This window comes from Hymenobacter jeongseonensis (genome assembly GCF_015694725.1).
Taxonomy (GTDB): Bacteria; Bacteroidota; Bacteroidia; order Cytophagales; family Hymenobacteraceae; genus Hymenobacter; species Hymenobacter jeongseonensis.
The window spans coordinates 179,107-193,551 of the sequence record NZ_JADQDQ010000001.1 but is presented as its reverse complement, the minus strand read 5'-3'; the positions used below and the strand labels follow the sequence as shown (position 1 = coordinate 193,551).

Sequence of the window (14,445 nt, the reverse complement as noted above, 5' to 3'; positions counted from 1 at the left end):
GATTATTTAAGACTACTATTCTTCGTTCAAATCATTGATAATCAAAATTTTGACTGAATGAATGTGTTTATCTGGCTGAAGAATACCGGGCCCGCCGCGGGCATGAGGACCAGCAGAAGCACTACCCCGTAGAGGGCGCCATAGAAGTGGGCGTCGTGGTTGATGTTATCGCCCCGGCGGCGGCCCATGTACCAGGAATAAGCCAGATAGAGAATACCAAACACGAAGGGCTGAATGGGAATCGGAATGGGGAAAATGATGATGCCGCCCCCGTTGTTGTTCACCGGGAAAAGCAGGATACTAGCAAACAGCACCGACGAAACCCCGCCCGAAGCGCCGAGGCTGCGGTAGCCCGGGTCGTCGCGGTGACGGAAGTAGGTGGGCAAATCGGAGAGGATGATGCCGCCCAAATACAGCAGCAAAAACAGGCCAATGCCGAGGCCCGCGCCGTACCCTTCGGCCAACGCCCGCAGCACCACCGGGCCGAAGGAGTAGAAGGCAAACATGTTGAAGAGCAGGTGGGCCCAGTCGGCGTGCAGGAAGCCGGAAGTGAGCAGGCGGTACCACTGGCCACCGGAGCGGGCCATGCGGTAGGGCTGCAGTATCCAGGAATCCATGAGCTCGTCTTTCGACCAGGCGTAGGCGGAGATGGCGACCGTGAGGCCGATGAGAATCAGAATGGGATTGAACACGGTGGGTTAGTTTTCGCGGTCCATGAGCTGGAGCGCGAGGTGATGCAGGGGCTCCTTGCGGGCTGCGGGCGCCGCCACGCGCTCCAAATGCTGGAGGGCGTCCTGGAAGTAGGTGTTGATGAGTGCCTCCGTCTGGGGGCGAATTTCGAGCTCGTCGTAGATGCTGCGCACGGCCAGCACCTTGGCGTCGGCATCGGTGACGGGCTGGGCGATGAGCTGGCGCAGGATGGTTTGCTGCGAATCGTTGGCCTGGGCCAAGGCGGTGAGCAGCAGGAAAGTCTTCTTATCGGAAACGATGTCGCCCCCTACCCGCTTGCCGAAGGTGGCGGCGTCGCCGTACACGTCGAGCAGGTCGTCGCGGAGCTGAAAGGCCAGGCCAATGTCGGTGCCGAACTGGCGCAGGTGGTCGGCATCTTCTTCGGTGGCGCCGCTGAGGCGGGCGCCCAGCTCCAAGCAGAAGCCGAGGAGGACGGCCGTTTTCAGGCGAATCATGTCCAGGTATTGCGGGATGGTTACCTGGGCTTCGGTCTCAAAATTCATGTCCCACTGCTGGCCTTCGCAGACCTCGGCGGCCGTCTGGCCGAAGCGGCGCAGGATGGTAGGCAGCAGCTCAGCGGGCACGTCCAGGAACAACTCGTAGGCCCGCACCAGCATTACATCGCCGGAGAGAATGGCCACGTTGGGATTCCACTTTTCGTGCACGGTGGCTTGGCCGCGGCGCAGCGGCGCTTGGTCCATCAGGTCGTCGTGGAGCAGGGTGAAGTTGTGGAATACTTCGGTGGCCAGCGCGGGCTTGATAATGCCGCTGAGGTCGTCGGTGAAAAGGTGGGCGCCAAGCAGTGTGAGCAGTGGCCGGATGCGCTTGCCGCCCAAGCCCATGATGTAGCGGATGGGGGCGTAGAGAGTCTCGGGCTGCTCGCCGTAGCTGAGCTGTGCCAAAGCGGCGGTGATGTTAGCGGGGAAGTCGGCTGGGGTCATAGGTGGTGCAAAGAACGGGGGCGTTGGGCATCTTCTCGGTTGCTGGCATTTGCCTCTTATCTGTCATCCCGAACGCAGCGAAGCGGAGTGAGGGACCTAAGGAGAGAGGAACAACTGGCAGTCGATAAGTACTGCTAACCGTTCCGCTTCCAAAAGGTCCCTCACTCCGCTTCACTGCGTTCAGGATGACAGACGTGAGTGACTAATGCTAGCGGCGCTTGTTGCCCTTGTGAGCACCCTTCGCCATGCCGCCGCCTTTGCCGCTCTTGTCGTAGTCGCGGTAGCCGCGGGGGGCTCCGCCGCCACGGGTGCGGCGCTCCTCGGCTTCACGCTTGATTACGTGGTCGGGGCGGTTGTCCACCAGTTCGAAGTCGATGGTGCGGTCAAGCAGGTTGGCCGACTTCACTACCACTTCCATCACATCGCCGAACTGGATGATGCGCTTGGTCTTCTGGCCTACAATGCGGTAGTTGTCCTTGTCGAGCTCGAAGAAATCGCCGGGGATGTCGCTCAGGCGCACCATGCCTTCGCACTTGTTCTCCTCGATTTCGATGTACATGCCACGCTCCGTCAGGCCCGATACCACGCCCTTGAAGGTGTTGCCGATTTCATCGGCCATGAACTCCACCTGCTTGAACTTGATGCTGGCGCGCTCGGCGTTGGCCGCCAGTTTCTCGCGGCCGGAAGAGTGCTTGCACTCCTCTTCCACGGGGTCGACGGGCACGTTCTTGCCGCCGAGCAGGTAGTGCTCGAGCAGGCGGTGGGCCATCATATCCGGGTAGCGGCGGATGGGCGAGGTGAAGTGCGAATAGTGGTCGAAGGCCAGGCCGAAGTGGCCCAGCGGCTCGGTGCTGTAAATGGCTTTGGCCATGGTCCGGATGGCGAGGCCCTGGAGCACGTTCTGCTCGGGCTTGCCCACTACTTCGGAGCTCAGATTATTGAGCTCGGTGCTCACCTTTTTCGGGTTGTCGAGCTTCAGCTTGTAACCGAACTTCTGGGCGAAGAGGGCGAAGGTTTGGAGGCGTTCGGGCTCGGGTGCGTCGTGGGTGCGGTAAACCATGGTGAAGCGCGGCTTGGTCTTTTTGAGGTTGAACACGAACTCGGCCACCTTGCGGTTGGCCAGCAGCATGAACTCCTCAATCATCTTGTGCGCGTCCTTGCGCTCCTTCACGTACACGCCGAGGGGCTTGCCTTGCTCGTCGAGGCGGAACTTCACCTCCTGGGTTTCGAAGGTGATGGCGCCTTGCTTAAAGCGCTGGGCGCAGATTTTATGCGCCATGTCGTTGAGCACATTTATCTCCTCGGCGTGGTCGCCGGCCTTGCTCTCGATGCGCTCCTGGGCCTCCTCGTAAGAGAAGCGGCGGTCGGAGTGAATGATGGTTTTGCCAAACCACGACTCGTAGAGCTTGCCGTTCTCATCCAGCTCAAACACGGCCGAGAACGTCAGCTTGTCCTCGTGCGGGCGTAGTGAGCACAGGCCGTTGCTCAGGCGCTCAGGCAGCATCGGAATTACGCGGTCCACTAGGTACACCGAGGTGGCGCGGTGCTTGCCCTCGCGCTCCAGTTCGGTGCCGGGGCGCACGTAGTGGGTCACATCGGCGATGTGCACGCCCACTTCCCAGTTGCCGTTCTCGAGCTTCTGAATGCTCAGGGCGTCGTCGAAGTCTTTGGCGTCGGCCGGGTCGATGGTGAAGGTTGTGATGTTGCGGAAGTCGCGGCGGCGGGCAATTTCATCTTCGCCGATAACCTCGCTGATGCCTTCCGACTCGGTTTCTACTTCCTCAGGAAATTCGAAGGGCAAGCCGAACTCGGCCATGATGGCATTAATCTCGGCTTCGTTGCCGCCGGCCGCGCCGAAGTTGCGGATAACCTCTCCCACCGGCTGGCGGCCGCTGTCTTCCGGAAACTCGTTGATGCGCACCAGCACCTTGTCGCCATTGCGGGCGTCGTGCAGCAAGTGCGGGGGCACAAACACGTCGAAGTACACCTTGCGGTTGTCAGCCTTCACGAAGCCGAGGGTACCCTGTACCTGCAGGCGGCCTACTATCTCAGGGCGTACGCGCTTGAGCACTTCCACCACGTCGCCCACCGGGCGGCCGTCGCGGGAGCTGCGCAGGCGCACCCGCACCACATCGCCCTGCAGCGCAAACTTGAGCTGGTCGGTGAACACGCGGATGTCATCGGCATTGCCGGTTCCCTCGGGCACCACAAAGGCGAAGTTGGGCGTGGCCAAATCGACGGTGCCAATGACCGTGTTGGTGTCGCGCTTCGGGCGGGAATCGTCGCCCACGTAGTCGAAGCCGGCCTCGCGGCGGCGATGCACCACGGGGTCCTGGCCAAACTCGGCGGCAGCAAACCGCTCCACGTCTGGGCTCGACTTCGGATGCGTCTTTTTGGTCGATTTTCGGGCATTAGACGGCATCAGCGCGGTTGCTACGGCGTCCGTATCGGCCAAGCGGTATTCGTCGTTCTGAAGCAGCGTAATGAGGCCTTTTTTGCGCAGCACCTTGATGTGCGCGAATATTTCCTCGCGCTGGCCCTTGGTCGTGACGCCGAGGCGGCGCGAGAGCTGCCGGTACGCAAGGACTTTGGTGGGGTTTTCGGTGAAGGCGCTCAGCACTTGTTCCTGGCTGATGGGCGCGGGTTCGGGCTTTTCGCGCTTGGCGCGGGGAGCTCGGGGGTTTTCGGGGGTGTTCATGTAAAAGAGTTGGCCGCCGAATAGTTGATTGGTCGCAGGCGGCGAGAGCGGAAAAATTGGTTGGCCGAATTACCGGCACGGTAAGTAAAACGCGGCCGGAGCCGCTAGGTTGTAGCGCGGGGTTGAGCTTGCGCTAGGCAATAGTAGTAGCGCGGACTTTGTAGTCCGCGTCCCAGCCAGACTCAGAACAAACCCAGATGGCGCAGGACGCGGACTACAAAGTCCGCGCTACAACTCTTACGCCCGGCTGGCCACCGCAGCCTCGATGTCCGCCAAACTATCCTTCGGGATGGCAGCCAGCAAGCCTTGGGTGTATTCGTGTTGCGGCGCGGCGTAGATAGCCGCCGCAGGGCCGCTCTCCACGATGCGGCCCTGGTGCATGACCAGCAGCCGGTCGCTCATAAACCGGGCCACGGACAGGTCGTGCGTGATGAACAAATAGGTGATACCGAACTCGCGTTTGAGGTCGTTGAGCAGGTTCAGGACCTGCGCCTGCACCGAGACGTCGAGGGCCGAAACCGACTCGTCGCAGACAATCAGCTTGGGCTGCAAAGCCAGCGCCCGGGCTATGCAGATGCGCTGCCGCTGCCCGCCGCTGAACTCGTGCGGGTAGCGCTGGAAATGCTCGTCGCGCAGCCCCACGGTGCGCAGCAGTTCCATCACTTTCGCCTTTTGCTGCTGGCGGGTGCCGCCCACGTTGTGCACGCGCATCGGCTCCCAGATGGCCTCGCCCACCGTCAGCATGGGATTGAGAGCGGCGTAGGGGTCCTGAAACACCAGCTGCAAATCGCGCCGACGGCGGCGCAAGTCCCCGCTCGACAGCTTTGCCAAATCGGTCCCTTCAAACAGGATGCTGCCCGCCGTTGGTTCCGTGAGGCGGAGCAGCGCCCGGCCCAGCGTGGTCTTGCCGCAGCCCGACTCCCCTACCAGCCCAATCGTCTCGCCGGGGTACAGCGTGAAGCTGACATCGTCGACGGCCCGCACGTAGTCGGTGGCCCGCCGGAAGAAGCCCTTGCGGAGCGGAAAGTAGACCTGCAGGTTTTGAACCTGGAGAAGCGGTTCAGTTGAGCTGGGTTTTGGGACTACCACAGGCTCGCTAACCGGCGCCGAAGTAAGCTCAACGGGGCGTGGAACATCCCCAATAGGGCTATGTTCCACGGGGAACGTTTTGGCGGTTTCAATTTTATCACGTAACTGCTGTTCCTCTACAGCCGGCCAGGATTCCGCAAGTGCCTCATCTGGCAGAGGAAGCACAGGCGCAGGTTGAGCAAAAAGCTGCCTGCTGGCGTCTTCGGCCATGAAATCGGCTACCACGGGGAGGCGTTTTTTGCCCACCGAGAGGCGCGGACGGCATGCCAAAAGGCCTTTTGTGTACGGATGTTGCGGATTTGAAAAAATATCCAGCACCGTTCCCTGCTCCACCACCTTGCCCCGGTACATCACCAGAATACGGTCGGCGATTTCGGCCACCACCCCGAGGTCGTGGGTGATGAAGAGTACGGCGGTGTTGTGCTGCCGGCGCAGGTCGTCAATCAGACGCAGCATACGGGCCTGCACCGTCACGTCGAGAGCGGTGGTGGGCTCGTCGGCGATGAGCAGGGCCGGGCGGCAGGCCATGGCCATGGCAATCATCACGCGCTGCTTTTGGCCGCCGGAAATCTCGTGCGGGTAGCTGTTGAAGATGGCTTCGGGGCGCGGCAGTTGGGCTTCGGCAAACAGCTCAATGGTGCGCTCCTTGGCGGCCTTGGGCGTGCAGTCGGTGTGCAGCAATAGCGCCTCCACCACCTGGCTGCCGCAGGTGTACACGGGATTCAGCGAGGTCATCGGCTCCTGGAAAATCATCCCGATGTCGTTGCCGCGCACCTGGCGCAGGTCGGTTTCGGAGAGTTTCAGCAAGTCGGTATTGCCGAGTTTCTCGGAGAGGAATACAGTGCTACCACTAGCAATGCGGCCGGGTGGCATCGGAATCAGCCCAAGCAAGGCCAGCGAAGTCACAGATTTGCCCGAGCCTGACTCGCCCACAATGGCCAGCGTCTCGCCCCTATTCAGCTCAAACGACACGTTGTCCACAGCCCGCACGTCGCCGCGGTGGCTGGAGAAGTCAATGGTCAGGTTGGATACGGTGAGGAGGGGGTTGGGCACGGAGGTAATTACAGAGTAGAATTTAGGCCGATTTTGAGCCTCTTTAAGCAGTTTAGATACGCAAGAACGTCAATACACCAGAACGTCATGCTGAGCTTGTCGAAGCATCTCTACCGCTTCGTTGAAGCCACCATTTCCAAGTCTCCAAATCAATGGCCTGCCAACTCGGATTAAATGCAGTAATCAGCGCGTCTTTCTTGAGGCGTGTCCAGCCTTTCAACTGCTTTTCCCGCGCTATGGCCTGTGTAGCGTCGGGCTAAATTTCAAAGTACACTAACAAATCAGCCTGATACCGTCCCGTGAATTTCCCTGCATCTCCCCGGCCGCTACTATGCTCATAAAGCCGTCGCGGGAGTTCGTTGGTGACACCGATGTATAGAACGGTTTGGGTTTGATTCGTTAGGATGTAGACATACATGCTGAATACCAGCTACTTTATCTAGAAGAATTATTTATCTGATAAACAGCTTTGAAACGCTCAACAGGAAGGCAATAACGTGAACACTGATAGCAATGCATAGTGAAACGGTCACCCATTTCTCTAAGTAGCTTTTGCCTTTGTGAGGAATAAGCGCCGGCAGTAAACCAACCAAAAAGCTGAGTAGTTGGATGCCAAAGAATAGCGTTGTGATAGTTGCACTTCGCATCTCGGGGCTCCGAGCCATCATAACATGCCCTTCAAGTGTCTGGCCGTTACCAGTTGTTGAATTGCTGATTAGAAGGTTAAGTACAGCCAATATGATGACTGCTATGAGTTGCTTTTTATTTGTGCTGTTCATGCTGGCAAAGCAAGACGATTTTGTAGGGAATACCCCTACGAAGCGGTAGAGATGCTTCGACTGCGCTCAGCATGACCGTTCTAATTGGCATGCGCAAACTGCTTCTTAGAGCTACCCCAGATTCTCCGAGTCAGGAGCTACTAGTGGGGTGCGCTCATTGGCAGCTACCGCGTTTTGCTCGCGCTGATTTTCCTCTTCCTGCTTGAAAAAACGGCTCTGATTTAGCAGAATCAAGGCCACGCCTACGAAAATCGAGGAATCAGCAATGTTGAAGATGGGCCAGAGTGAGACGTACTTCCCTCCTAGCAGCGGCCAGTTTTGGGGCAGGAAACCTTCGTAGATGTCCACGTAGAGCATGTCAATCACCTGGCCGTAGAACCAGCGTGTGGGGCTGGCAAAGGGGGCATTATTGTAGATGATGCCGTAGAAAACCGAGTCTATCAGGTTGCCAACGGCGCCGCCCAGAATCAGGGCCATGCAGGCGATGTAGCCGCCCGAAGCCCGCTGGCGGCAGAGCCGGATGATATAGTAGCTCAAGCCAAAGACAGCCAGCAGGCGAAAAGCCGTCAGTACCAGCTTGCCGTAGGGTGCCGGCAGTTCAGCTCCGAAAGCCATGCCCGGGTTCAGCGTATAGTGCAGCTTAAACCAGTTGCCGAGCAGCGGGATTTCCCCCGCCATGCCGGGCTGCATGTAGGTGTGCACGGCCCACTTCGAGAGCTGGTCGATGGCGATGATGAGCAGGGCCAGCAGGAAGAATTTAGCGGCGGATTGCTGGCGATTGGTGAGGATTGGGTGCATTCAGACGGTGCCAAAAGTGGCGAGAGCGACGGCCTTGTTTATTACCGTCTTTTTATACCTTTTATAACTGATTATCTGGCCTTTTGAGCCGATAAAGACGAGCTTATTGAGCGTTTGTGCGTCCGAGGACTCGCCGGGGATTTCACATCCAGGCGAGTCGTTCAGCATCAGGCAGTTGCGACCTCCAACCGAACCGGCACGGAGTAGTCATCAAATTCGAGCACCGAGCCGCCGTTCACATCGGCCGCAAACGTCAGGGCGAGGGCCTGTGTTTCGGTGCGGATGTAGTCGCCGAACGCAGCCACGGCGGCCGTGAGCTCGGGCTGCTGGTCGGCCAACGTGACGCGGATTTTGTCCTGCACTTCCAGGCCCGAGTCTTTGCGCAGGTTCTGGAGGCGGTTCACCAGCTCGCGGGCGAGGCCTTCCTGGCGCAGCTCGTCGGTCAGGGTCACGTCGAGGGCCACGGTGAGCGGGCCGTCGGTGGCCACGAGCCAGCCGGGCAGGTCGTCGGTGCGGATTTCCACATCGTCGGGCGCTAGCGTGATGGGCTGGCCATCTACTTCCACGGCGAGGCTTCCCTCCTTCTCCAGCTTGCTGATTTCAGCGGCCGTCATCTGCTGAATGCGGGCGCCCACGGCCTTCAGGCGCGGGCCGTATTGCTGGCCGAGGCGCTTGAAATTGGGCTTCACCGACTTCACAAGCACGCCGCTCTCGTCGTCGAGAAATTCGATGTGCTTCACGTTGATTTCGGCGCAAATCAGGTCCTCCACGAGGCCGACTTGCTCCTTGGTCGAGTCGTTCAGCACCGGCACCAGGATGCGCTGCAGGGGCTGGCGCACCTTCAGCACCGACTTTTTGCGCAGCGAGTGGGCCAGCGAGCTGATGCGCTGGGCCAGCTCCATGCGCTCCTCCAGCTTCGGGTCGATGCGGGCCGTGTCGGCCTCCACCAGCAGCGTCAGGTGCACCGATTCCGGGGCCAGGGGCGTGTTTTTGGCCACGGCTTCGGCGCGCATGCCGTCGGTCATGTTCTTATACAGCCACTCGCCGAAGAAGGGCGCGATGGGCGACATCAGCTGGGCCACCACCACCAGGCATTCCTGCAGGGTTTCGTAGGCGGCGCGCTTATCGGCGCTCAATTCGCCTTTCCAGAAACGGCGGCGCGAGAGGCGCACGTACCAGTTCGAGAGCTGGTCGGTAACGAAATCCTGGATGGCGCGGGCGGCCTTCGTGGGGTCGTAATTGTCGAGGTGGCCGCGGGCTTCCACAATCAGCGACTGCAGCTTGCTCAGCACCCAGCGGTCCAGCTCGCTCAATTCGGCGTGCGGCACACGGTCAAATTCGCTGGTCTGAAACTCGTCTAGGTTCGCGTAAAGCGCATAGAACGAGTAGGTATTGAAGAGCGTGCCGAAGAAACGGCGCTGCACTTCGGTCACGCCGGCGGGGTCGAACTTGAGGTTGTCCCACGGTGGCGCGTTGGCGATGAGGTACCATCGGGTGGCATCGGGGCCGAACTGCTTGATGGTGGCAAACGGGTCGACGGCGTTGCCGAGGCGCTTGCTCATCTTCTGGCCGTCCTTGGCCAGCACCAAGCCGTTGGCAATCACGTTTTTGAAAGCCACGGAATCTTCCAGCATCACGGCCAGGGCGTGCAGCGTGAAGAACCAGCCGCGGGTTTGGTCCACGCCTTCGGCGATGAAATCGGCGGGGAAATTCTTCTGGAATTGGCCCTCGTTTTCAATCGGATAGTGCCACTGCGCGTAGGGCATGGCGCCGCTGTCGAACCACACGTCGATGAGGTCGGCCTCGCGGTACATGGGCTGGCCGGTGGGTGAGACGAGGAAAATATCATCCACGTAGGGCCGATGCAGGTCCACTTTTTCGCCGTTAGCGTAGGGGTTGTGAGTCATGATTTCGGCCGCCACGGCCTTGTCAATCTCCGCCTTCAGCTCGGCGATGCTGCCGATGCAGATTTCCTCCGTCCGGTCCTGGCTGCGCCAGATGGGCAGCGGCGTGCCCCAGTAGCGCGAGCGGCTTAAGTTCCAGTCTACCAAGTTCTCCAGCCAGTTGCCGAAGCGGCCGGTGCCGGTGCTTTCGGGCTTCCAGTTGATGGTTTTGTTGAGCTCGATGAGCCGGTCTTTCACCGCCGTGGTCTTGATGAACCAGGAATCGAGCGGGTAGTAGAGCACGGGTTTGTCGGTACGCCAGCAGTGCGGGTAGGTGTGCTCGTACTTCTCCACTTTGAAGGCCGTGCCGTCGCCCTTCATCTTGATAACGATGCTCTCGTCCAGCGTTTTATAGTCGGCACCGGTTTCGTCGTGGCCGTCGTAGTTCTTCACCCAGCGGCCCGCAAACTCGCCCATTTGGGGCACGTAGCGACCCGTCCGGTCCACGATGGGGCCGAGCGTGCCTTCGGCATCCGGCACCATCAGCGCCGGGATGTCGGCCAGCTGCGCGGCCCGGAAGTCATCGGCGCCAAACGTGGGCGAGATGTGCACGATGCCCGTGCCGTCCTCCGTGGTCACGAAGTCGCCGTTGATGACGCGGAAAGCCCGCTCCTCGCCTTCAAAATGAGGGAAACCTTCTTTGGTACCAAACAGGCGCTCATAATGAATGCCGATGAGCTCAGCACCAGTGAGTTCAGCCTCGATTTCCCAAGGAATCTGCCTTGTTTCACTTCCCCAATCTGAATACGTTGACGGGGTTACTTTACCAATTTCAGTGAATTCGGAGAAGTAACTTTTTACCCGCGCTTTTGCCAGAACAACCCGGATATACTCCTTCGTGTAGGGGTTGATGGTGCGAACAACAACATATGGGATGTTCTTACCAACTGCTAATCCAGTATTAGCAGGCAGAGTCCAGGGAGTCGTTGTCCAAGCTAAAACGAAGACATCAGTTTCAGAATCGCCATTTGGTCTTTCCCAAACTGGAGCCGCAAAAAGCTTCTCAGAAACTGCGTCACGCTTCACCTTGAACTGCGCCACCACGGTCGTGTCCTTCACGTCCTTGTAGGTGCCGGGCTGGTTCAGCTCGTGCGAGCTAAGGCCGGTGCCGGCGGCCGGCGAGTACGGCTGGATGGTGTAGCCCTTGTAGAGCAATCCTTTGTCGTAGAGCTTCTTGAGCAGCGCCCAGCAGCTCTCGATGTACTCCGGCTCGAAGGTCACGTAGGGGTCGTTGAGGTCGACCCAGTAACCCATTTTCTCGGTCAGGTCGTCCCACTGCGCCTTGAAGCGCATGACGGTTTCCTTGCAGCGCTGGTTGTAGTCCTCCACGCTGATTTTCTTGCCGATGTCCTCCTTCGTGATGCCCAGCTCCTTCTCTACCTGCAGCTCGATGGGCAGGCCGTGGGTGTCCCAGCCGCCTTTGCGGGGCACTTGCTTGCCCAGCAGCGTCTGGTAGCGGCCGAAAATGTCCTTCACCGTGCGCGCCATCACATGGTGGATACCGGGCGCGCCGTTAGCCGACGGGGGGCCTTCGTAAAACACGAACGTGGGCTGGCCTTCGCGGCTGCTTACGCTCTTTTCAAAGATGCCGTGCTCCTTCCACCAGGCGAGGATGTCCTCGCCGAGCTGGCCGTAGTTGAGCGGCTGTTTGTATTCGGGGTATTTCATTGTTCAGTTTTAGAACGATGTAGAGACGCATACTTGCGTCTCGTCGTTGAACGGTAATCGATAGAATTTCAGGGCGAACGAGGCCCGTGCTGTGCGGGCGACGAGACGCAAATATGCGTCTCTACATCGTTCTTAAATTGTGTAGTCGCCGGCGTAGTCGCCTTCCTTTTTCATGCGGGCAAGGTTCAGTTCGGCATCGTCGTCTTCCTCGTGGTACGACTCGTCGTAATGGCGAATCAACGCGTTGTTATCTATCAAGTTGCCTCTGCCATGGTCGAAGGTAATGAGCATGGCGGGCAGCAAAATCAGGTTGGAAAAGTTGGTTATTAACAACGAAGCCGACATTAACAATCCCAAGGCCTTGGTTCCGCCGAATTCGCTGAAGGCGAAAATGCTGAAACCGACGAACAGCACGATGCTGGTGTAAATCATGCTGGTGCCCGCCTCGCTCAGCGTAACCGATACGGCTTGGCGCACGCGGTGGCCGTTGAGGGCCATTTCCTGACGAAATTTGGCCAGCAGGTGAATGGAGTTGTCGCCATCAATGCCCAGCGCAATCACGAAAATCAGCGCCGTGCTGGGCTTGAGCGGAATGTTGAAAAAGCCCATAATCCCGGCCGTCAGTATCAGCGTCACGGCATTGGGGATGAGGGCAAACAGCACCGTGCGGGCCGACCGGAAGAGAATTAGCACCACCAAACCCACCAGCCCGAAGGCCAGAAACAAGCTTTCGCGCAGGGTATGAATGATGTACTCGTTGCCCTTGGTGAAGATGATGGTGGTGCCGGTGGGGCGAATGTCCATGCCCGAACCGGTGAAAATGCGGTTCATCTCGGGCAGGATGCGCTTGTTCATCAGCGAATCGAGGTTCTGGGAGCCGATATCGGCAATTTTCAGGCTGATGCGCGCCTTCTGGCCGGTGCTGTCGGCGAAGGAGCGCAGGAGCTTGCTGTTCATGCCCGCTTCGTTGCCGGCGCCCCGGGAATTGGCCAGGGCACTGAGGATGTAGGGGCGCTCGGAGTTATCGGGCAGGCGGAAAAACTTGGGGTCGCCGTTGTAGAAGGCCTGGGTGCTGGCCTTGAGGAAAGTCACCAAGCTTACGGGCGGCGACAGCTCCGGCTGAGTCCGCAAGAACTTCTCGAACTGGTCGATTTTCTCCAAGTTCTTGAGCTTGAGCAGGCCGCGCTTTTTGTGGGTGTCGACTTCGAATTCCAGCGGCATCACGCCGTTGAAATGGCTTTCGAAAAAGGCCAAATCGGCGTTGACGGAGCTTTTCTTGGGCAAGTCGTCGACCATGTAGGAGACGGATTCGATGCGCGAAATACCGAACGCCGCGCCGGCTACCATTACCAGAGCCGCCACGTACACGGTGGGCCGGCGGTGCAGCACGAGGTAGTCAAAGAACTCCAGCAGTTTGGTGAGCGGCTTGGCATCGAGGTGCTCGAGCTGCTTGGCTGTGGGCGGCGGCAACATGCTGAACACGGCCGGAATCAGGATAAAACTGATGAAGAAGGCCGCGAAGATGTTGATGGTGGCCACCAGCCCGAACTGATACAGAATCGAAATATCGGTGAAGGCAAACACGATGAAGCCCACGGCCGTGGTCATGTTGTTCATCAGCGTGACGAGGCCGATTTTGCGGATGACCCGCGTCATGGCCAGCATCTGGTTGCCCGATTTTCGGTAGTCGTAGTGGTAGCGCGAAAGCAGGTAGGTGCAGTTCGGAATGCCGATAACGACAATAATGCTCGGAATCAAGCCCGTGAGCAGGTTGATTTTGAAACCCAGCAGCACAATGGACCCAATGCACCAGACCACCGTGACACCCACCACAATGAGCGGAAACACCACCGCCGACCACGTCCGGAAGAACACCAGCAGCGTCAGGCCCGTCACGGCCATGGCCAGCAGGGTGAAGAACTTCATTTCCGAGGCCACCTTGCTCGTCATCGTGGAGCGCACGTAGGGCAGGCCGGCGTAGTGGAGCTTGATTTTGGTTTTCTGCTCAAACTGCTTGGTGAAGCCCAAAATGTTGTTCATCACAGCCTGCCGGCGCGACGAGTTCAGGTACTTCGGGTCCATGGTCAGGGCCAGCAGCGTGGCCCCGGTCACGGGGCTGATGAGCTGGCCCTTGTAGAACTCGACGCTGTTCACGACCCGCATCAGGCTATCTAATTCGGCCTGGGTGCGAGGGGCGGTTTTGAAGATTGGGGTGGCCTTGAAGCTGTTGTTGGCGGTGTCCTTGCTGATATTCAGCAGCTTGCTCACGCTGAGCACGCCGTTCACACCTTCTACTTTGGCCAAGGTATCGGTGAGGATACGCAGCTCATTGAAGTTGCTGAGCTTGTACACCGAGCTGTCTTGCAGGCCCACCACCAGCACGTTGCCGTCTTCGCCGAAGGTCTTTTTAAAGTCCTGGAAATAAATCATATCCGGGTCGTTCGGGCTCACGACCTGGGCAAAGTCGTAGGTCATCTCCACGTCCTTGGCTTTCCAAGCCATGAACACGGTGATGACGGCCAATACCGCAATCAGCGAAATACGAAACCGAATGATGAAAAGCGCGAGCTGCTCCCACATAAAACCCTGCAAAAAGGCAAAGTTACGTAAGCGCGGCGCGGCCGTAGTTTCTACAGGTCTCGTTTGCTGGCTCTGAGCATAATCCTGAACGTTGCAAGCGGAATGAGTTCGTTCTTTCTCCCCCGTTCCACCCAAAGCAAAAAGCCCCGACTTTGGGAAAGTCGGGG

9 protein-coding genes are annotated in these 14,445 nt (G+C 58.9%); all 9 read right to left on the bottom strand.

Translation table 11 applies throughout. The features are described 5' to 3' along the window. Window positions 1–41: 41 nt before the first annotated feature. A complete protein-coding gene (locus tag I2I05_RS00795; RefSeq protein WP_317192292.1) occupies window positions 42–692 on the bottom strand; it encodes a rhomboid family intramembrane serine protease in 651 nt (216 codons plus the stop codon). 6 nt (window positions 693–698) lie between these two features. Next, window positions 699–1,670: a polyprenyl synthetase family protein gene (locus I2I05_RS00790; RefSeq protein ID WP_196280309.1), complete on the bottom strand. Its 972-nt coding sequence runs from the start codon at window positions 1,668–1,670 to the stop codon at window positions 699–701. Between the two features lie 208 nt (window positions 1,671–1,878). Continuing rightward, complete coding sequence (rnr, locus tag I2I05_RS00785; RefSeq protein WP_196280308.1) at window positions 1,879–4,368, bottom strand: ribonuclease R; 2,490 nt, start codon at window positions 4,366–4,368, stop codon at window positions 1,879–1,881. 237 nt (window positions 4,369–4,605) lie between these two features. Further along, window positions 4,606–6,510 (bottom strand): ABC transporter ATP-binding protein, encoded by a 1,905-nt coding sequence (locus tag I2I05_RS00780; protein WP_196280307.1) that lies wholly within the window; start codon window positions 6,508–6,510, stop codon window positions 4,606–4,608. 256 nt (window positions 6,511–6,766) lie between these two features. Beyond that, entirely contained in the window at window positions 6,767–6,928 is a 162-nt protein-coding gene (locus I2I05_RS22250) for a GIY-YIG nuclease family protein (RefSeq protein WP_317192291.1), read from the bottom strand. Window positions 6,929–6,962: 34 nt separating this feature from the next. After that, window positions 6,963–7,289, bottom strand: coding sequence for a hypothetical protein (locus I2I05_RS00770; protein WP_196280306.1), 327 nt, complete (start codon window positions 7,287–7,289; stop codon window positions 6,963–6,965). 111 nt (window positions 7,290–7,400) lie between these two features. Next, complete coding sequence (locus tag I2I05_RS00765; protein WP_196280305.1) at window positions 7,401–8,087, bottom strand: lipoprotein signal peptidase; 687 nt, start codon at window positions 8,085–8,087, stop codon at window positions 7,401–7,403. Between the two features lie 167 nt (window positions 8,088–8,254). Then, window positions 8,255–11,698: an isoleucine--tRNA ligase gene (gene ileS, locus I2I05_RS00760; RefSeq protein ID WP_196280304.1), complete on the bottom strand. Its 3,444-nt coding sequence runs from the start codon at window positions 11,696–11,698 to the stop codon at window positions 8,255–8,257. A gap of 132 nt (window positions 11,699–11,830) precedes the next feature. Then, on the bottom strand, window positions 11,831–14,278 hold the full coding sequence (locus tag I2I05_RS00755; RefSeq protein WP_196280303.1) for an efflux RND transporter permease subunit: 2,448 nt from the start codon (window positions 14,276–14,278) through the stop codon (window positions 11,831–11,833). Between the last annotated feature and the right edge of the window lie 167 nt (window positions 14,279–14,445).

Bases quoted from the DNA above. Each gene is read 5' to 3' on its own strand.
- I2I05_RS00790 (WP_196280309.1), bottom strand. From the start codon at position 1,670: ATGACCCCAGCCGACTTCCCCGCTAACATCACCGCCGCTTTGGCACAG.
- rnr (WP_196280308.1), bottom strand. From the start codon at position 4,368: ATGAACACCCCCGAAAACCCCCGAGCTCCCCGCGCCAAGCGCGAAAAG.
- I2I05_RS22250 (WP_317192291.1), bottom strand. From the start codon at position 6,928: ATGTATGTCTACATCCTAACGAATCAAACCCAAACCGTTCTATACATC.
- I2I05_RS00770 (WP_196280306.1), bottom strand. From the start codon at position 7,289: ATGAACAGCACAAATAAAAAGCAACTCATAGCAGTCATCATATTGGCT.
- I2I05_RS00765 (WP_196280305.1), bottom strand. From the start codon at position 8,087: ATGCACCCAATCCTCACCAATCGCCAGCAATCCGCCGCTAAATTCTTC.
- ileS (WP_196280304.1), bottom strand. From the start codon at position 11,698: ATGAAATACCCCGAATACAAACAGCCGCTCAACTACGGCCAGCTCGGC.
- I2I05_RS00755 (WP_196280303.1), bottom strand. From the start codon at position 14,278: ATGTGGGAGCAGCTCGCGCTTTTCATCATTCGGTTTCGTATTTCGCTG.